Source organism: Pseudomonas urmiensis, from assembly GCF_014268815.2.
GTDB lineage: Bacteria > Pseudomonadota > Gammaproteobacteria > Pseudomonadales > Pseudomonadaceae > Aquipseudomonas > Aquipseudomonas urmiensis.
In genome coordinates, this window is record NZ_JABWRE020000001.1 from 1,086,211 (window position 1) to 1,105,510 (window position 19,300).

At 60.6% G+C, this 19,300-nt stretch carries 16 protein-coding genes; 12 read left to right on the forward strand and 4 right to left on the reverse strand.

The genetic code is table 11. The features are described from left to right. Positions 1–217 precede the first annotated feature (217 nt). The 7 genes from HU737_RS04820 (at position 218) to HU737_RS04850 (ending at position 10,891) form a co-directional block, all read left to right on the forward strand. Positions 218–3,049 (forward strand): 2-oxoglutarate dehydrogenase E1 component, encoded by a 2,832-nt coding sequence (locus HU737_RS04820; RefSeq protein ID WP_186555704.1) that lies wholly within the window; start codon positions 218–220, stop codon positions 3,047–3,049. Positions 3,050–3,091: 42 nt separating this feature from the next. Continuing rightward, positions 3,092–4,312 carry a 2-oxoglutarate dehydrogenase complex dihydrolipoyllysine-residue succinyltransferase gene (odhB, locus tag HU737_RS04825; RefSeq protein ID WP_186555705.1) on the forward strand — a complete coding sequence of 407 codons (1,221 nt, stop codon included), beginning with the start codon at positions 3,092–3,094 and terminating at the stop codon, positions 4,310–4,312. Positions 4,313–4,404: 92 nt separating this feature from the next. Then, positions 4,405–5,841, forward strand: coding sequence for a dihydrolipoyl dehydrogenase (lpdA, locus tag HU737_RS04830; protein ID WP_186555706.1), 1,437 nt, complete (start codon positions 4,405–4,407; stop codon positions 5,839–5,841). A 172-nt stretch (positions 5,842–6,013) separates the two neighbouring features. After that, a complete protein-coding gene (gene sucC, locus HU737_RS04835; RefSeq protein ID WP_186555707.1) occupies positions 6,014–7,180 on the forward strand; it encodes an ADP-forming succinate--CoA ligase subunit beta in 1,167 nt (388 codons plus the stop codon). Beyond that, positions 7,180–8,064: a succinate--CoA ligase subunit alpha gene (gene sucD / locus HU737_RS04840; protein ID WP_016393102.1), complete on the forward strand. Its 885-nt coding sequence runs from the start codon at positions 7,180–7,182 to the stop codon at positions 8,062–8,064. The genes sucC and sucD overlap by 1 nt, the downstream gene beginning before the upstream one ends. Before the next feature lie 471 nt (positions 8,065–8,535). After that, positions 8,536–9,849, forward strand: a complete 1,314-nt coding sequence (brnQ, locus tag HU737_RS04845) for a branched-chain amino acid transport system II carrier protein (RefSeq protein ID WP_186555708.1) — start codon at positions 8,536–8,538, stop codon at positions 9,847–9,849. Positions 9,850–10,126: 277 nt separating this feature from the next. Beyond that, complete coding sequence (locus tag HU737_RS04850) at positions 10,127–10,891, forward strand: DUF599 domain-containing protein (RefSeq protein WP_186555709.1); 765 nt, start codon at positions 10,127–10,129, stop codon at positions 10,889–10,891. 51 nt (positions 10,892–10,942) lie between these two features. Here HU737_RS04850 and HU737_RS04855 read toward each other — a convergent pair whose 3' ends face one another. Beyond that, entirely contained in the window at positions 10,943–11,218 is a 276-nt protein-coding gene (locus HU737_RS04855; protein WP_186555710.1) for a hypothetical protein, read from the reverse strand. 156 nt (positions 11,219–11,374) lie between these two features. Here HU737_RS04855 and HU737_RS04860 point away from each other — a divergent pair, with 156 nt between their 5' ends. The 4 genes from HU737_RS04860 to HU737_RS04875 all read left to right on the forward strand — a co-directional run bounded on the left by HU737_RS04860 (position 11,375) and on the right by HU737_RS04875 (position 15,097). Then, positions 11,375–11,854 carry a PaaI family thioesterase gene (locus HU737_RS04860; RefSeq protein ID WP_186555711.1) on the forward strand — a complete coding sequence of 160 codons (480 nt, stop codon included), beginning with the start codon at positions 11,375–11,377 and terminating at the stop codon, positions 11,852–11,854. Beyond that, positions 11,851–12,309: a PaaI family thioesterase gene (locus HU737_RS04865; protein ID WP_186555712.1), complete on the forward strand. Its 459-nt coding sequence runs from the start codon at positions 11,851–11,853 to the stop codon at positions 12,307–12,309. Before HU737_RS04860 ends, HU737_RS04865 begins: the two co-directional genes overlap by 4 nt. A 95-nt stretch (positions 12,310–12,404) precedes the next feature. Next, complete coding sequence (htpG, locus tag HU737_RS04870; RefSeq protein WP_186555713.1) at positions 12,405–14,312, forward strand: molecular chaperone HtpG; 1,908 nt, start codon at positions 12,405–12,407, stop codon at positions 14,310–14,312. 59 nt (positions 14,313–14,371) lie between these two features. Then, a complete protein-coding gene (locus HU737_RS04875; RefSeq protein ID WP_186555714.1) occupies positions 14,372–15,097 on the forward strand; it encodes a dienelactone hydrolase family protein in 726 nt (241 codons plus the stop codon). Between the two features lie 262 nt (positions 15,098–15,359). Here the strand turns inward: HU737_RS04875 and HU737_RS04880 are convergent, their stop codons facing one another. After that, positions 15,360–16,223 (reverse strand): pirin family protein, encoded by an 864-nt coding sequence (locus HU737_RS04880; RefSeq protein WP_186555715.1) that lies wholly within the window; start codon positions 16,221–16,223, stop codon positions 15,360–15,362. A 116-nt stretch (positions 16,224–16,339) separates the two neighbouring features. Between HU737_RS04880 and HU737_RS04885 the strand changes: the two genes are divergently transcribed. Then, positions 16,340–17,344: an amidohydrolase family protein gene (locus HU737_RS04885; protein WP_186555716.1), complete on the forward strand. Its 1,005-nt coding sequence runs from the start codon at positions 16,340–16,342 to the stop codon at positions 17,342–17,344. 185 nt (positions 17,345–17,529) lie between these two features. Here the strand turns inward: HU737_RS04885 and fabB are convergent, their stop codons facing one another. After that, entirely contained in the window at positions 17,530–18,750 is a 1,221-nt protein-coding gene (fabB, locus tag HU737_RS04890) for a beta-ketoacyl-ACP synthase I (RefSeq protein WP_186555717.1), read from the reverse strand. 11 nt (positions 18,751–18,761) lie between these two features. Beyond that, positions 18,762–19,277: a 3-hydroxyacyl-[acyl-carrier-protein] dehydratase FabA gene (gene fabA / locus HU737_RS04895; protein ID WP_101318173.1), complete on the reverse strand. Its 516-nt coding sequence runs from the start codon at positions 19,275–19,277 to the stop codon at positions 18,762–18,764. Positions 19,278–19,300: the final 23 nt, after the last annotated feature.

Sequence of the window (19,300 nt, forward strand, 5' to 3'; positions counted from 1 at the left end):
AGGCGCGGGTGGTGAGCCCGCGCTGAGGTGAAACCCGAGCAAGGGCCCACAAAGCCCGCGCTCATTACCTATGAAGATATGAGACCAGCAGGGGCTTTCCGGGCTGGTACCCGGAAAATCTGCAGGATCCTCGGTGGCGTGGTTAGTCGCTGTTCTCGGGCTTTCTCATGTGTGCTGAGGCGCTTGCCGATCCGTCCCCGAACGAGGGTGACCAAGCATGCAAGAAAGCGTGATGCAGCGCATGTGGGAAAGCGCCCACCTTTCAGGTGGTAACGCTGCATATGTGGAAGAGCTCTACGAGCTCTACCTGCACGACCCTAACGCTGTGCCAGAAGAGTGGCGCACCTACTTCCAGAAGTTGCCCGCCGACGGCAGCACCGCTACCGATGTATCGCACTCGACAATCCGCGACCATTTCGTACTGCTGGCGAAGAACCAGCGCCGCGCCCAACCGGTTTCCGCCGGGAGCGTGAGCAGTGAACACGAGAAGAAGCAGGTTGAAGTTCTGCGACTGATCCAGGCCTATCGTATGCGCGGCCATCAAGCTGCCAAGCTCGACCCCTTGGGGTTGTGGCAGCGTCCTGCGCCCGTAGACCTGTCGATCAATCACTACGGCTTGACCAATGCCGATCTTGATACGACCTTCCGTGCCGGCGACCTGTTCATCGGCAAAGAGGAAGCGAGCCTACGCGAAATCCTCGATGCGCTGCAGAAGACATATTGTCGCACCATCGGCGCCGAGTTCACCCACATCGTCGATTCCGAGCAGCGCAGCTGGTTCCAGCAGCGTCTGGAAAGCGTGCGTGGGCGTCCGGAATTTTCCGCTGATGTGCAAACGCACCTGCTTGAGCGCGTGACCGCAGGCGAAGGCTTGGAAAAATACCTGGGCACCAAGTACCCAGGCACCAAGCGCTTCGGTCTTGAAGGCGGCGAAAGCCTGATCCCGATGCTGGACGAAATGATCCAGCGCTCCGGCTCCTACGGCACCAAGGAGGTCGTGATTGGCATGGCCCACCGCGGCCGCCTGAACGTGCTGGTCAACACCTTCGGCAAGAACCCGCGCGAGCTGTTCGACGAGTTCGAAGGCAAGAAGATGAACGAGCTGGGCTCCGGTGACGTGAAGTATCACCAGGGCTTCTCCTCGAACGTGATGACCACCGGTGGCGAAGTTCACCTGGCCATGGCGTTCAACCCGTCCCACCTGGAAATCGTATCGCCAGTGGTCGAGGGTTCGGTGCGCGCCCGTCAGGACCGCCGCAACGACACCGTTGGCGACAAGGTGCTGCCGATCTCGATCCACGGCGACGCGGCCTTCGCCGGCCAAGGCGTGGTCATGGAAACCTTCCAGATGTCGCAGACCCGCGGTTTCAAGACCGGCGGTACCGTGCACATCGTGATCAACAACCAGGTCGGTTTCACCATCAGCAACCCGCTGGACTCGCGTTCCACCGAGTACGCCACCGACGTTGCCAAGATGATTCAAGCGCCAATCCTGCACGTCAACGGTGACGATCCGGAAGCGGTGCTGTTCGTGACCCAGCTGGCCATCGATTACCGCATGCAGTTCAAGCGTGACGTGGTCATCGACCTGGTCTGCTACCGTCGTCGCGGCCACAACGAGGCCGACGAGCCCAACGGTACCCAGCCGCTGATGTATCAGCAGATCAGCAAGCAGCGCACCACCCGTGAGCTGTATGCCGAGGCGCTGATCCAGGCCGGTCGCATCGACGCCGAGCGCGCTCAGGCCAAGATCGACGAGTACCGCAACGCCCTGGACAACGGCCTGCATGTGGTCAAGAGCCTGGTCAAGGAGCCGAACCGCGAGCTGTTCGTCGACTGGCGTCCATACCTGGGCCATGCCTGGACCGCGCGTCACGACACCCGTTTCGACCTCAAGACCCTGCAGGACCTGTCGGCCAAGCTGCTTGAGCTGCCGGAAGGCTTCGTCGTTCAGCGTCAGGTCGCGAAGATCTACGAAGATCGCCAGAAGATGCAAGCCGGTGGCTTGCCGATCAACTGGGGTTATGCAGAGACCATGGCCTACGCCACCCTGCAGTTCGAAGGTCACCCGATCCGCATGACCGGCCAGGACATCGGCCGTGGCACCTTCTCGCACCGCCACGCGGTGCTGCACAACCAGAAGGACGCCAGCACCTACGTGCCGCTGCAGAACCTGTTCCCGGGCCAGCCGCGCTTTGACCTGTACGACTCCTTCCTCTCGGAAGAAGCGGTACTGGCCTTCGAATACGGCTACTCGACCACCACGCCAAACGCGCTGGTGATCTGGGAAGCCCAGTTCGGCGACTTCGCCAACGGTGCGCAAGTGGTGATCGACCAGTTCATCACCAGTGGCGAGCACAAGTGGGGCCGTCTGTGCGGTCTGACCATGCTGCTGCCGCACGGCTACGAAGGCCAGGGTCCTGAGCACTCCTCGGCGCGTCTGGAGCGTTACCTGCAGCTGTGCGCTGAGCACAACATCCAGGTCTGCGTACCGACCACCCCAGCCCAGATCTACCACCTGCTGCGTCGCCAGGTGATCCGTCCGCTGCGTAAGCCGCTGGTGGTCCTGACGCCGAAGTCGCTGCTGCGCCACAAGTTGGCCATCTCGACGTTGGAAGACCTGGCCGAAGGCTCGTTCCAGACCGTGATCCCGGAAATCGACACGCTCGATCCGGCCAAGGTCGAACGCATCGTCCTGTGCAGCGGCAAGGTCTACTACGATCTGCTGGAAAAACGCCGTGCCGAAGGCCGCGAAGACATCGCCATCGTGCGTATCGAGCAGCTGTATCCGTTCCCTGAGGACGACCTGGTGGAAATCCTTGCCCCGTACAGCAACCTCAAGGCTGCAGTGTGGTGCCAGGAAGAGCCGATGAACCAGGGCGCCTGGTACAGCAGCCAGCACCACATGCGCCGTATCCTGGGCCGCCACAACAAGGCACTGGTCCTGGAATACGCCGGCCGCGACGCTTCCGCCGCGCCAGCCTGTGGTTACGCATCGAAGCACGCCGAGCAGCAAGAGAAACTGCTGCAAGACGCCTTCACTGTTTAATGCTTTCGCGCACCTGAAACCGAATTTAAGGAAACACTGATAATGGCTATCGAGATCAAAGCCCCAACCTTCCCGGAATCGGTTGCCGATGGCACCGTTGCCACCTGGCACAAACAGCCGGGCGAAGCCGTCAAGCGTGACGAGCTGATCGTCGACATCGAGACCGACAAAGTCGTTCTGGAAGTGCTGGCTACCGCTGACGGCGTGCTGGGCGCAATCGTCAAGGGCGAGGGCGACACCGTCCTGTCCGACGAAGTCCTGGGCTCGATCGTTGAAGGCGGCGCTGCTGCCGCTGCGCCTGCTGCCGCCCCGGCTGCCGGCGCCGCTGCTCCGGCCGCTGCTGCCGATGCTGGCGAAGACGATCCAGTTGCTGCGCCTGCCGCACGCAAACTGGCTGAAGAAAACGGCATCGACCTGGCGTCGGTCGCTGGCACTGGCAAAGGCGGTCGCGTCACTAAAGAAGACGTGGTTGCAGCCGTTGCCAACAAGAAGTCCGCACCTGCCGCAGCACCTGCTGCCAAGCCTGCCGCCGCCGCCCCAGTTGTGACCGCCGCCGGCGATCGCACCGAGAAGCGCGTGCCGATGACCCGCCTGCGCGCCAAGATCGCCGAGCGTCTGGTCGAAGCCCAGTCGAACATGGCCATGCTGACCACCTTCAACGAAGTCGACATGACCGAAGTCATGGCCCTGCGTTCGAAGTACAAGGACCTGTTCGAGAAGTCCCACAACGGCGTACGCCTGGGCTTCATGTCGTTCTTCGTCAAGGCCGCTACCGAAGCCCTCAAGCGCTTCCCAGCAGTCAACGCCTCGATCGACGGCAACGACATCGTCTACCACGGCTTTGCTGACGTCGGCGTCGCCGTCTCCAGCGACCGTGGCCTGGTGGTACCGGTACTGCGCAACGCCGAGCAAATGAGCCTGGCGGAAATCGAGAACGGCATCGCCACCTTCGGCAAGAAGGCACGTGACGGCAAGCTGGGCATCGAAGAAATGACCGGTGGTACCTTCACCATCACCAACGGTGGTACATTCGGCTCGATGATGTCGACCCCGATCGTCAACCCACCGCAGGCGGCCATTCTGGGCATGCACAACATCATCCAGCGTCCGATGGCGATCAATGGCCAAGTGGTCATTCGCCCGATGATGTACCTGGCGCTGTCCTACGATCACCGCCTGATCGACGGTAAGGAAGCGGTAACCTTCCTGGTGACCATCAAGAACCTGCTGGAAGACCCGGCTCGTCTGCTGCTGGACATCTAAAACGCAGCTGCAAGCGGTAAGTGGCAAGCTCCAGGGGGAGTGCGCCACTTGCCGCTTGAGGCTTGCCGCTTGAAGCTTAAAAGGAATCTTTTATGACCCAGAAATTCGACGTGGTAGTGATTGGTGCAGGCCCTGGCGGCTATGTAGCCGCGATCAAGGCCGCTCAGCTTGGCCTGAGCACCGCCTGCATCGAGAAATATACCGACGCCGAGGGCAAACTGGCCCTGGGCGGTACCTGCTTGAACGTGGGTTGCATTCCTTCCAAGGCTCTGCTGGACAGCTCCTGGAAGTACAAGGAAGCCAAAGAGAGCTTCAACGTTCACGGTATCTCCACTGGTGAAGTGAAGATGGACGTGGCTGCGATGGTTGGCCGCAAGGCTGGCATCGTCAAGAACCTGACCGGTGGCGTTGCCACCCTGTTCAAGGCCAACGGCGTTACTTCGATCCAAGGCCACGGCAAACTGCTGGCGGGCAAGAAAGTCGAAGTCACCAAGCCTGACGGCAGCACCGAAGTCATCGAAGCCGAGAACGTCATTCTCGCTTCCGGCTCGCGCCCGATCGACATTCCGCCGGCTCCGGTCGACCAGAACGTCATCGTCGACTCCACCGGCGCCCTGGAATTCCAGGAAGTGCCTAAGCGTCTGGGCGTCATCGGCGCTGGCGTGATCGGTCTGGAACTGGGTTCGGTATGGTCGCGCCTGGGTGCCCAGGTCACCGTTCTCGAAGCACTGGACACCTTCCTGATGGCCGCAGACACCGCGGTTGCCAAGGAAGCCCAGAAAACCCTGACCAAGCAAGGTCTGGACATCAAGCTGGGCGCTCGCGTGACCGGCTCGCAGGTCAACGGCAACGAAGTCGAAGTGACCTACACCGATGCCAACGGCGAGCAGAAGATCACCTTCGACAAGCTGATCGTTGCGGTCGGCCGTCGCCCTGTGACCACCGAGCTGCTGGCGGCTGACAGCGGCGTCAACATCGACGAACGTGGCTACATCTTCGTCGATGACTACTGCGCTACCAGCGTTCCGGGCGTCTACGCCATCGGTGACGTGGTGCGTGGCATGATGCTGGCGCACAAGGCCTCGGAAGAGGGCATCATGGTCGTCGAGCGCATCAAGGGCCACAAAGCCCAGATGAACTACGACCTGATCCCATCGGTTATCTACACCCACCCGGAAATCGCGTGGGTCGGCAAGACCGAACAGGCCTTGAAGGCTGAAGGCGTTGAGGTTAACGTGGGCACCTTCCCGTTCGCGGCCAGCGGCCGTGCGATGGCGGCCAACGACACCGGTGGTTTCGTCAAGGTCATCGCCGATGCCAAGACCGACCGCGTTCTGGGTGTGCATGTGATTGGCCCATCGGCTGCCGAACTGGTGCAGCAGGGCGCAATCGCGATGGAATTCGGCACCAGCGCCGAAGACATCGGCATGATGGTGTTCAGCCATCCGACCCTGTCCGAAGCGCTGCATGAAGCCGCGCTAGCAGTGAATGGCGGTGCCATTCACGTAGCCAACCGTAAGAAGCGTTAATTATAAGAAACCACGGCGGGCTGCCCGTCGTGAGTCTTGCGTGCATGACTCACCGCGGAACGTCCGCCGGACCGGGCCTTTGGGACCACCCAACGGTTAAAGGTCACAGGTGGTGCGGCGCCGTAACTGGCGCAGCGCCGAAGCGCAGTACCTAACGAAGACGGTAAAAAGCATGAATCTTCACGAGTATCAGGGTAAGCAGCTGTTCGCTGAATACGGCCTGCCAGTTTCCAAGGGTTTCGCAGTCGACACCCCTGAAGCTGCAGCAGAAGCCTGCGAAAAGATCGGCGGTTCCGAGTGGGTTGTAAAAGCTCAGGTTCACGCTGGCGGTCGCGGTAAAGCGGGCGGCGTCAAGCTGGTTCGCAGCAAAGAAGACGCCAAGGCGTTCGCTGCGCAATGGTTGGGCAAGAATCTGGTCACTTACCAGACCGATGCCAACGGTCAACCAGTCTCCAAGATCCTGGTCGAATCCTGCACTGACATCGCCAAAGAGCTGTACCTGGGCGCTGTAGTCGACCGTTCGAGCCGTCGTATCGTGTTCATGGCTTCCACCGAAGGTGGCGTGGACATCGAGAAAGTCGCTCACGACACTCCTGAGAAGATCCTCAAGGCCACCATCGATCCGCTGGTCGGCGCTCAGCCGTTCCAAGGTCGCGAGCTGGCTTTCCAGCTGGGCCTGGAAGGCAAGCAAGTCACTCAGTTCGCCAAGATCTTCGTAGGTCTGGCCAAGCTGTTCAAGGATCACGATCTGGCCCTGCTGGAAGTGAACCCGCTGGTGATCAAGGCCGATGGCGATCTGCACTGCCTCGATGCCAAGATCAACATCGACGCCAACGCCATGTACCGTCAGCCTAAGCTGAAAACCTTCCACGACCCGTCGCAAGACGACGCCCGTGAAGCCCACGCTGCCAAGTTCGAACTGAACTACGTAGCCCTGGAAGGCAACATTGGCTGCATGGTCAACGGTGCCGGCCTGGCCATGGGTACCATGGACATCGTCAACCTGCACGGCGGCAAGCCAGCCAACTTCCTCGACGTAGGTGGTGGTGCTACCAAAGAGCGCGTGACCGAAGCCTTCAAGATCATCCTGTCCGACAGCAATGTCGCGGCCGTACTGGTCAACATCTTCGGCGGCATCGTTCGCTGCGACATGATTGCCGAAGGCATCATCGGCGCTGTGAAAGAAGTCGGCGTCAAAGTACCGGTTGTCGTCCGTCTGGAAGGCAACAATGCCGAACTCGGCGCTAAAGTACTGGCAGAAAGCGGTTTGAACATCATTGCTGCAACCAGCCTGACCGACGCTGCTCAACAAGTTGTCAAAGCTGCGGAGGGCAAGTAATGAGCGTCCTGATCAATAAAGACACCAAAGTCATCTGCCAGGGCTTCACCGGCTCGCAGGGTACTTTCCACTCCGAACAAGCCATCGCCTACGGCACCAAGATGGTTGGCGGCGTGACCCCAGGCAAAGGCGGCACCACTCACCTGGGCCTGCCAGTGTTCAACACTGTGAAAGAAGCTGTAGAAGCTACCGGCGCTGATGCGTCGGTGATCTACGTTCCGGCTCCTTTCTGCAAAGACTCGATCCTGGAAGCGGCCTTCGGCGGCATCAAGCTGATCGTCTGCATCACCGAAGGCATTCCTACCCTGGACATGCTCGATGCCAAGGTCAAGTGCGACGAGCTGGGTGTTACCCTGATCGGCCCTAACTGCCCAGGCGTTATCACTCCGGGCGAGTGCAAGATCGGCATCATGCCAGGTCACATTCACTTGCCAGGCAAGGTCGGTATCGTTTCGCGTTCCGGCACCCTGACCTATGAAGCCGTCAAGCAGACCACCGACGCCGGCTTCGGCCAGTCGACCTGCGTCGGCATCGGCGGTGACCCGATCCCAGGCTCCAACTTCATCGACATCCTGAAGCTGTTCCAGGAAGACCCGAAGACCGAAGCGATCGTCATGATCGGTGAGATCGGCGGTTCGGCTGAAGAAGAAGCGGCTGCCTACATCAAGGCCAATGTCACCAAGCCTGTCGTGTCTTACATCGCTGGTGTTACCGCACCTGCTGGTAAGCGCATGGGCCACGCTGGCGCCATCATCTCCGGCGGCAAGGGTACTGCAGACGAGAAGTTCGCTGCCCTGCAAGACGCTGGTGTGAAAACCGTGCGTTCCCTGGCAGACATCGGCAAGGCCCTGGCCGAGCTGACTGGCTGGGAAGCCAAGAAGTAAGTAACACGTAGTACCCCCCACGCGCACAGAGGCCACCTTCGGGTGGCCTTTGTCGTTTCTGGGGGGGCAAGATTGCTGTTGGTTGATCTGGCCTCTTCGCGGGCTAGCCCGCTCCCACAGTGCACATGAAGTCCCTGTAGGGGCGGGCTTGCCCGCGAAGAGGCCGGATCAGCCAACAGAAAATCGATCGGTTCAATAGAATTTTTAAGCCTTACCCCTTTCCCAGTCCTGCGATAATTGCCCGCGTCCTCGGTCGCGCAGACGACAAACACATACGCACATCGGACAAGCAGCACTGTTACAGTGCGTTTTCCAGGCAAAACGTTTAACCTACGCGCTCACTCTGTGCCCGTGCCCCAAAAGGGAACGACACGCTAAACGGGTCTGGCCTATCAAGCCGGGCAGCATTTCCCTCACCCATGGGGAAATCCCTTCTCGAATCCCGATTTCAGCAGTGTGGTACGACCCTAAATGAAAGTGTTAAAAGGCCAGGATATCCTGGCACTTGGCTTTATGACGTTTGCGCTTTTCGTAGGCGCCGGCAATATCATCTTCCCGCCTATCGTCGGCCTGCAGTCCGGTCCGCACGTGTGGATGGCAGCCCTGGGCTTTTTGGTCACCGCGGTCGGCCTGCCGGTCATCACCGTGGTCGCCCTGGCCAAGGTCGGCGGCGGCATGGACGCGTTGAGCAGCCCGATCGGCAAGTTCTTCGGCGGCCTGCTGGCAGCTGTCTGCTACCTGTCGGTAGGTCCTCTGTTCGCCACCCCGCGTACCGCTACGGTGTCGTTCGAGGTAGGCGTGGCGCCGCTGACCGGTGAAAGCCCGTTGGCCTTGTTCATCTACAGCCTGGTGTACTTCCTGGTGGTGCTGGCAGTGTCGATGTATCCGGGCAAGCTGCTCGATACCGTTGGCCGCTTCCTGGCGCCGCTGAAGATCATTGCCCTGGCTGTGCTGGGCATCGCTGCTTTCGCGCTGCCAGCGGGGACCATTGGCGAAGCGCAACCGGCCTATGCTGCCGCAGCCTTCTCCAAGGGCTTCTCCGATGGCTACCTGACCATGGATACCCTGGGCGCCCTGGTGTTCGGTATCGTCATCGTCAATGCCATCCGCTCGCGCGGTGTCGAGTCGCCGCAGCTGATTACCCGCTATGCCATCATTGCCGGTCTGATTGCCGGTGTCGGCCTGGCCCTGGTGTACATCAGTCTGTTCCGCCTGGGTGCTGGCAGCCACGATATCGCGGCGGATGCCACTAACGGCGCAGCGGTATTGCATGCCTATGTGCAGCACACCTTCGGATCGCTGGGCAGTGGCTTCCTGGCCGTGTTGATCGCGCTGGCCTGTCTGGTAACTGCGGTAGGCCTGACCTGCGCCTGCGCCGAGTACTTCAGCCAGATCCTGCCGCTGTCGTATCGCGCCTTGGTGGTGATCCTGGCAGGCTTCTCGCTGCTGATCTCCAACCTGGGCCTGACCAAGCTGATCATGTTCTCGATTCCGGTGCTGACGGCCATCTACCCGCCGTGCATCGTGGTAGTGGGCTTGAGCTTCGTCAAAGACCTGTGGAACTCGCCGACGCGCATTCTGGCGCCGGTGATGTTGGTCTCGCTGGTATTCGGCGTGGTCGATGCGATCAAGGGCAGCAGCCTGGCTCACGTGCTGCCAGACTTCATGGCTCACCTGCCGTTCAGCAATGAAGGCATGGCCTGGCTGGTGCCTTCGGTCATCACCCTGGCCGGGGCCGTGGTCTGCGACCGCATGCTTGGCAAGCCGCGCGAGGCCATGGCCTGATGGATTGAGACCAGGAGGCAGGCGCCGGCCACAAGCCGAAGGGCGCCAGCAAATGGTTGAGACCAAAAACCCCGTATCCGTCAGGATGCGGGGTTTTTTTCTGGTCGGTCCCCACTCAGGCATCTGCGCAGATGTCGTGCGTGGGAGCGGGCTCGCCCCGCGATAAGGCCCGCACGAGCAAAGCAGATTATTCTCTCAAGCACGTGCCTTTTACCGAATCCAAACGTCGAAAACCGGTCAATATCTTTCTTTGCACCTGAACGGTCGAGAACCCTGCATGAGCTTCATCCAAAGCAATTTGAGCAATCTGTTGGCGGTCTGCTGGTTCGCCCTGTGCTGGGGTGGCTACACCCGCTACGCCATCTGGAAGGGCCGCGACACCGCTTGCCTGGCCAGTGTCCTGCACCTGTACCGCGAGGATTGGATGCGCCGCATGCTCCTGCGCGACAACCGCATCGCCGACGCCAGCGTAATCGGTAACCTGGAGCGCAACGCCTCGTTCTTCGCCTCCAGTACCCTGATTATCCTGGCCGGTATCCTCACCGTGCTTGGCGCCTCGGATCGGGCATTGTCGCTGCTGGCCGACCTGCCCTTGGTGCAGGAGGCGTCGCAGGGCGTCTCGGAGATCAAGCTGCTGAGCCTGGCGGCGGTGTTCGTTTATGCCTTCTTCACCTTCAGCTGGTGCATGCGCCAATACAACTTTGCTGCAGTGCTGGTCGGTTCGGCGCCGATGATCGGCGAACGCCTGGTCAATGAACTGGAGCGCAAGGCGTTTGCCTCGCGCGCGGCGCGGGTGTTGTCGCTGGCGGCCAACCAGTTCAACTTGGGCTTGCGCTCTTATTACTTCGGCATGGCCATGTTGACCTGGTTCATTAGCCCCTGGATATTCATGGGCACTACGATTGGCGTAGTGCTGATTCTTTATCGCCGCGAGTTCCATTCGGATGTGTTGGACGTGATGGTGTTCACACCGACCGAAAGTGCACCGATCGATGCGGCTAAAGAAAGTTCCATTGCATCGACTGAAACGATTAATCCTTAAACTTCAGGCACAAAAAAACCCGACAGTGTCGGGTTTTTTTGTTTATACCGATTACTGCTTAGCTGGCTCGGTTGGAGCCGGGGTAGCAGGTGCGGTTTCTTCAGCGGCTTCTTCAGCAGCTTTTTGCTGCGCTTCGGCCTGATCTTTGGCGGCTTCGGCGTTTTCCTTGGCAGCCTCGTTCATTTTATCCTGAGCTTCGCCCGCTTTTTCCTGGGCTTGCTCAGCGTGTTGCTGTGCGTCCTGGGCTTTGTCTTCACTTGCCTTGTCGCAAGCGGCCAGACCCATGGCAGCGGCCAGCATCAGAGCAAAAGCAAAAGGTTTACGCATGGGGGTGTCTCTCCTTGGTGGAATAACTTACTTGTTCCTTCGAGCTCAAGTAAGTGGAATAAGTTCCGCGAAGATTACAGATATATAACGCCCCGTTCTACATAGACTTTTCACTGATTTTGTGCCGCTGACGAATCAGTACAAGGAAATCGCCCGATGAGCGACACGCCCTTGATAGCCATGGCTGAGCGCTTTCTCTCAGCATTGAAACATTGTCAGGTTTTGCAGATGCGCGTGCATCACGCTGACGCCAGTGGCATGACCCTGGTAATGCCCTGGTCGCCAATGATTGTCGGCAACCCCCAGACCGGCGCCGTGCATGGCGGTGCGCTGACCACGCTGATGGACACCACCTGCGGCATGGCCACGCTCTGCGCGCTGGAGCAGTTCGAGGTGTGCCCGACCCTGGATTTGCGCATCGATTACATGCACCCGGCCGACCCCGGCAAGGCTATCCACGGTCACGCATACTGCTATCGGGTGACCCGTGATGTGATCTTCACCCGCGGCACGGCCTATCAGGATGACCCCGAGCAACCCATCTGCCAGGTGGTCGGCACCTTCATGCGCCTGGGCCAGGAGGTCAAAGGGGGCATCCGCTTTGGAAACAGCTTGAAGAAGGAGCAGGGCGTATGATCCCCCGCGATGTTCGCCAGCGCCTTAACGAAGCGCACGCGGCGGGCGACTACCGGCCCCTGCTGGCATTGATCCCTTATGCAGGCCTGATTGGCATCGAGTGCGAACGTCGCGGCGACGAGCTGCTGTTCCGCCTGCCGGCCAACCCGGACAACGTTGGCAATCCGCTGTTGCCGGCGATTCATGGCGGGGTGATCGCAGGCTTCATGGAGCTCAGCGCCGCGCTGTACCTGCTGATCTACAGCGAAAGCGTGAGCATTCCCAAGATCATCGATTTTTCCATCGATTACCTGCGCGCCGGCCACCTGCGCGACACCTTTGCCCACTGCCAGCTGTGGCGCCAGGGCAGGCGGGTGACCAACGTCGCCATCACCGCCTGGCAGGCTGATCGGGACACGCCGATCGCCACCGCCCGTGCGCATTTCAAGATCGAACCAGAAAAGCCCTTGAAATAGTCAGGTCAGCCCCCATCTGCTTGTCATCCCGCCGTAAAAGCAGGCCAATCGGGCCGCTGGGCGACAACTGCCATCAGATCGGAGTTTTGAAGACCATGAGTGTGGAGACACAAAAAGAAACCCTGGGCTTCCAGACCGAGGTAAAGCAACTGCTGCACCTCATGATCCACTCGCTGTACTCGAACAAGGAAATCTTCCTGCGCGAGCTGATTTCCAACGCCTCCGACGCCGCTGACAAGCTGCGTTTCGAGGCCTTGGCCAAGCCTGAGCTGCTCGAAGGCGACGCCGACCTGAAGATCCGCGTCAGCTTCGATAAAGACGCCAACACCGTGACCCTTGAGGACAACGGTATCGGCATGAGCCGTGAAGACGTCATCGCCCACCTGGGTACCATCGCCAAGTCCGGCACTGCCGACTTCATGAAGAACCTCAGTGGCGATCAGAAAAAGGATTCGCACCTGATTGGCCAATTCGGCGTGGGCTTCTATTCGGCGTTCATCGTCGCCGACAAAGTCGACGTCTACAGCCGCCGCGCCGGCCTGCCAGCTGCCGAGGGCGTGCACTGGTCGTCCAAGGGCGAGGGTGAGTTCGAAGTCGCCACCATCGACAAGCCACAGCGTGGCACCCGTATCGTCCTGCACCTGAAAAAGGGTGAAGAAGAGTTCGCCGATGGCTGGCGTCTGCGCAACGTGGTCAAGAAGTACTCCGACCACATTGCCCTGCCGATCGAACTGCCCAAAGAGCAAGCCGCAGCCGCTGAAGGCGAAGAGCAACCTGCGCAAGAGTGGGAAACCGTCAACCGCGCCAGCGCCCTGTGGACCCGTCCGCGCACCGAGGTCAAGGACGAGGAGTACCAGGAGTTCTACAAGCACATCGGCCATGACTTCGAGAACCCGCTGGCCTGGAGCCACAACAAGGTCGAAGGCAAGCTCGAATACAACTCGCTGCTGTACGTCCCGGCCCGCGCGCCGTTCGACCTGTACCAGCGCGAAGCGCCACGCGGCCTGAAGCTGTACGTGCAGCGCGTGTTCATCATGGACCAGGCCGAGTCGTTCCTGCCGCTGTACCTGCGTTTCATCAAGGGTGTGGTCGACTCCAACGACCTGTCGCTGAACGTCTCGCGTGAAATCCTGCAGAAGGACCCGATCATCGACTCGATGAAAACGGCCCTGACCAAGCGCGTGCTGGACATGCTGGAGAAACTGGCCAAGAACGAGCCTGAGCAGTACAAGGGCTTCTGGAAGAACTTCGGCCAGGTGCTCAAAGAAGGCCCCGCTGAAGACTTCGCCAACAAAGAGAAGATCGCCGGCCTGCTGCGTTTCGCTTCGACCCATGACGACAGCGGCGAGCAAAGCGTGTCGCTGGCCGATTACCTGGCGCGCGCCAAGGAAGGTCAGGACAAGATCTACTACCTCACCGGCGAAACCTACGCGCAGGTCAAGAACAGCCCGCACCTGGAAGTCTTCCGCAAGAAAGGCATCGAAGTGCTGCTGCTGACCGATCGTATCGATGAGTGGCTGATGAGCTACCTGAGCGACTTCGACGGCAAGAACTTTGTCGACGTCGCTCGCGGTGACCTGGACCTGGGCCAGCTGGATTCGGAAGAAGACAAGAAGGCCCAGGAAGAAGTCGCCAAAAACAAGGAAGGCTTGGTCGAGCGTCTGAAGACTGCCCTGGGTGACAGCGTCGCCGAAGTGCGTGTTTCGCATCGTCTGACCGATTCGCCGGCGATCCTCGCCATTGGCGAGCAGGACCTGGGTCTGCAGATGCGCCAGATCCTCGAAGCCAGCGGGCAGAAGGTGCCGGATTCCAAGCCGATCTTCGAATTCAACCCGGCTCACCCGCTGATCGACAAGCTCGACAACGAGCAGAGCGAAGACCGCTTCGCGGAGCTTTCGCACATCCTGTTCGATCAAGCCGCGCTGGCGGCTGGCGACAGCCTGAAGGACCCAGCGGCCTACGTTCGTCGCTTGAACAAGCTGCTGGTCGAGCTGTCTGCTTGAGTTAGTTGCTAGGAAAGCCCGCTTCGGCGGGCTTTTTTCATGGTGCAAGGAGGAGTTTGATGAGCAAGGTAATCGTCGAATCGCTGGTCTATCACCTGTCCGGCAAGACCTATGAAAGCCGCTTGGTGTATGAGCCCGGTGCGCTGGGGCGACCAGGCCTGGTGATGGCGCCGAACTGGATGGGTATCGGTGAAGGTGCCGAGCGCATTGCCAAGGAAGTTGCCGAAAAGGGTTATGTGGTATTGATCGCTGACCTGTATGGCCAGTCGGTGCGCCCGGCCAATGCCGATGAGGCAGGCAACGCGATGATGCCGCTGAAGAATGATCGCGGTGAGTTGCGCAAGCGCATGAAAGAGGCGTTGGATCAACTGCTGGGGCAGTCCAAGGCGCTGCTGGAGCCGGGTAAGGTGGCGACCTTCGGTTTCTGCTTTGGCGGTTGCTGTGCGCTGGAGTTGGCGCGTACCGGGGCTGATCTTAAGGCTGCCGTGTCGTTCCATGGCACCCTGGATACGCCGAACCCAGAAGACGCCAAGCGCATCAAGGGCTCGGTGCTGGTGCTGCATGGTGCCTCGGACCCCTTGGTGCCGCGTGAGCAGTTGCCGGCGTTCGAGGAAGAAATGAATGCCGCCATGGTCGATTGGCAGTTGCTCAGCTATGGCGGTGCGGTGCATTCGTTCACTGATCCGAGTGCCAATGTGCCGGGCAAGATGCAGTATGACCGCAAGACCTCGGAGCGGGCGTTCAAGGCGATGCACAACCTGCTGGCGGAAGTGTTCAAAGGTTGAGTGTGCCGGGGCCGCGCAGCGGCCCTTCGCGGGCAAGCCCGTTCCCACAGGGAGGGCCGCGCTGTGGGGTCAGCGGTGAGCTAGATCAAACGCCCTGTTGGGGGCGGGCCAGGCCGCCGAACCGCCGCGAAGGAGTGAAAAATAGCCCCAACGCTTTTAATAAAGCTCTTTGCGGGTCTAACTTAGCTCACCACTGATCTGCGCAGCGCCGCTATCCCTGTGGGAGCGGGCTTGCCCGCGAAGGGGCGCGCAGCGGCCCCAACTAGCGCGGTAACTCGATCCGTTCGATTTCCCCAGGCACCACCGGCCAATCCCCAGCAGCCCAGCGCACCCGGGCCTGTTCGATCAGCGCTGGATCACTTGCGACAAAATTCCAGTTCATCCGCCGTGGCCCATCCAGCGGCGCGCCACCGATCAGCACCAACTGGCATTCGCCCTCGGCATACAGCGTCACCTCTTCACCCTCCGGCAACACCAGCAGGCTGCACGGCTCGACCTCCTGCCCATTGAGCTGCAACTCGCCATCGAGCAGGTACAGCGCCCGCTGGGCATGCTCGCTCGGCACCAGCAGGGTTGTCGCCGGTTGCATGCGCACATGGGCGTACAGGGTAGGGGAGAGCACGGGCACCGGCGACTCCAGGCAAAAGCCGTTGCCGGCAATCAAGCAGATGCGCACGCCCAGCGCTTCACTGACCGGCAGGCTCGCCGCGGGGTGATGACTGTAGCTTGCCAGGCCCTGCTCATGCTCACGTGGCGAGGCCAGCCATACCTGCAGCCCATGCAGGCGCGAGCCGTTGGCAAAACCCTCCGCGGGCGTGCGCTCGACATGGGCGACGCCGCGCCCGGCCGTCATCCAGCTGACATCGCCAGGCAAAACCCGCTGATCCGAGCCCAGGCTGTCCTTGTGCAGGATTTCGCCCTCGAACAAGTAGGTCAGGGTCGACAGGCCAATATGCAGATGCTGGCGGATATCCATGCCGCTGCCAGGCGCATAGTCGGTCTCCAGCATATGGTCGAAGAAGACGAACGGGCCGACGCTGCGGCACTGCGCCGAAGGCAGTGGGCGCAGGATCGGCTGGCCCTCGACCGATTCGGCGCGCGGACGGATGATCAACGGGCTGCTCATGTTCGGCTCCAGGCGGCGCGGTAAGTGCCCACCAGCATAACGGGTTGTGGTCGATTGCTGAACCGCGGCGAGCGCGCGCGGGTCTACTCTGTTCGAATCAGGATAAGGATGCTGCCATGATCGCCAGAACACTGGCTGCCGTGCTGGTTTCGGGCCTGCTCTGCCAGGTGGCCCAGGCCCGCGACTACCGCTACAGCGATGCCCACCTGCACTACGTCGACTTCTTCCAGGAAACCGAAGGCATGCCGGCCTTGCTCGAGGCGATGGACCAGGCAGGGATCGACCAGTCGATGATTTCTGGCGTTTCGGTGGCCAAGAAATGGCATGAAGACGAACCCAAGCGCCCACGCTATTACGCGGGTGACGACGCCGATGCGTATTGGTACAGCGCCACTGATATCTATGTGGCGGCTGCTCTTGAAAAGTTAACGCCGCAGCAGCGCAAGCGCTTCCATCCGTTTCTGACCGGCTTCAATCCGGTGGACAAGAATGCTGTCAGCCATATTGAGCGCATGCTTGAGCTGTATCCGGGGCTGTGGCAAGGCATTGGCGAGGTGTTCACCCGCCACGATGACCTTACTGCCCTGACCAGCGGCGACACGCCCAGGGCCAACAACGAGGCGATGACGCGCATCTATCACCTGGCGGCTGAGCGCGATCTACCCGTACTGATTCACTCCAACATCACCTCCAAGCGCGAGCGCAACCCGCTGTACTTGGCCGAGATCGAGGAGCCGCTGCGCAATCATCCGCACACCCGCTTCATCTGGGCGCATGCGGGTACCAGCATGGAGATTCATCGGCACCAGACGCAGATGGACTTTCTCTTGCCAGTGCTGACCCGAATGCTCAAGGATTACCCCAACTTGTACATTGATCTGTCGTGGAGCGTACTAGAGCCGTACTTGCTGGATGAGCAGGGCAAGCCGCGCCAGGCGTGGTTGGCGTTGGTCGAGCGCTATCCTGATCGGTTCATGCTTGGCTCGGATGTGGTGGGCCGGTTTGGCACCTTGGGCGAGCAGCTGCATGGCTTTGATCCGTTCCTGGATGCATTGCCCGAGCAGGTCGCGCAGAAGGTGGCGCGGGAGAATTTTCTGGCGGTGTTGCCCAAGGGGCATTGAGCTGGCTGTACCGGCCCTATCGCGGGGCAAGCCCGCTCCCACGTAATGCGCGTACAGCCACTTAATGCGCGTACTTCCACGTGGGAGCGGGCTTGCCCCGCGATAGCGTCGGCACAGCCCCAGCAACGCCACAAACAAAAAACGCCCCGAACCAGTCGGGGCGTTTTCGCTAGAGCGCTAAGGTCTTACTTGCCTTCCCAACGCTTCAGTACCAGGGTGGCATTGGTGCCACCGAAGCCGAAGCTGTTGCTCATGACCGTATCGATCTTGGCGTTCTCGATGGTTTCGCGCTGGATCGGCAGGTCAGCGACCTCTGGGTCCAGCTCATCGATGTTGGCGGAGCCGGCGATGAAGTTGTTTTCCATCATCAGCAGGCAGTAGATCGCCTCGTGCACGCCAGCGGCGCCCAGCGAGTGACCGGACAGGCTCTTGGTCGAGCTGATCTTCGGCGCTTTGTCGCCGAACACTTCACGCACACCTTTCATTTCCGCGACGTCACCGACCGGAGTCGAGGTGCCGTGGGTGTTCAGGTAGTCGATCGGTGTGTCGACGGTGGACAGTGCCTGCTGCATGCAGCGGATGGCGCCTTCACCGCTCGGTGCGACCATGTCGTAGCCATCGGAGGTCGCGCCGTAGCCGACGATTTCGGCGTAGATCTTGGCGCCACGGGCCAGGGCATGTTCCAGCTCTTCGACCACCACCATGCCGCCGCCGCCGGCGATGACGAAACCGTCACGGTCAGCGTCGTAGGCGCGCGAGGCCAGCTCAGGGGTGTCGTTGCGCTTGGTGGACAGCGCGCCCATGGCGTCGAACAGGAACGACTGGCTCCAGTGCTCTTCTTCACCGCCGCCGGCGAAGACGATGTCCTGCTTGCCCCACTGGATCTGCTCCAGCGCGGTACCGATGCAGTGGGCGCTGGTGGCGCAAGCCGAGGAGATCGAGTAGTTGATGCCCTTGATCTTGAACGGCGTTGCCAGGCACGCCGATACAGTGCTGCCCATGGTCCGGGTGACACGGTATGGACCGACGCGCTTGACGCCCTTCTCGCGCAGGGTATCCAGCGCTTCCATCTGGTTCAGGGTCGATGCGCCGCCGGAGCCTGCTACCAGGCCGGTGCGTGGGTTGGAAACCTGCTCTTCGGTCAGGCCCGAGTCCTTGATCGCGTCCTGCATCGCCAGGTAGGCGTAGGCAGCCGCGTGGCCGACAAAGCGGAACACCTTGCGGTCGATCAGTTCTTCGAGGTTGAGGTCGATGGAACCGGAAACCTGGCTACGCAGCCCCATTTCCTTATATTCCGGGTTGTAGCGAATGCCCGGACGGCTCTTGCGCAGGTTTTCGGTGACGGTCTCTTTGTCATTGCCCAGGCACGATACGATGCCCAGACCAGTGATAACGACGCGGCGCATGCGAATAACCCTTAGAAATTGTCAGTGGAGGTGAACACGCCGACCCGCAGGGCTTCGGCGGTGTAGATCTCGCGGCCGTCGACGCTGACCGAGCCATCGGCGATGGCCATGTTCAGCTTGCCCTTCAGGACGCGCTTGATATGAATGTTGTAGGTGACTTTCTTGGCGGTAGGCAGCACCTGACCGAAGAATTTCACTTCGCCCGAACCCAGGGCGCGACCGCGGCCCGGCAGACCCTGCCAGCCGAGGAAGAAACCGACCAACTGCCACATGGCATCGAGGCCCAGGCAGCCCGGCATCACCGGATCACCTTCGAAGTGGCAGGCGAAGAACCACAGGTCCGGAGTGATATCCAGCTCGGCGACCAATTCACCTTTGCCGAACTTTCCGCCTTCCTCGCTGATATGCGTGATGCGATCGACCATCAACATGTTCGGGGCGGGCAGTTGCGCGTTACCTGGGCCGAACAGCTCACCGCGACTGCAGCGCAGCAGGTCTTCCCGAGTAAAGGCGTTTTGTTTGGTCATGCGAGCTCCTCAATAATCCCCAT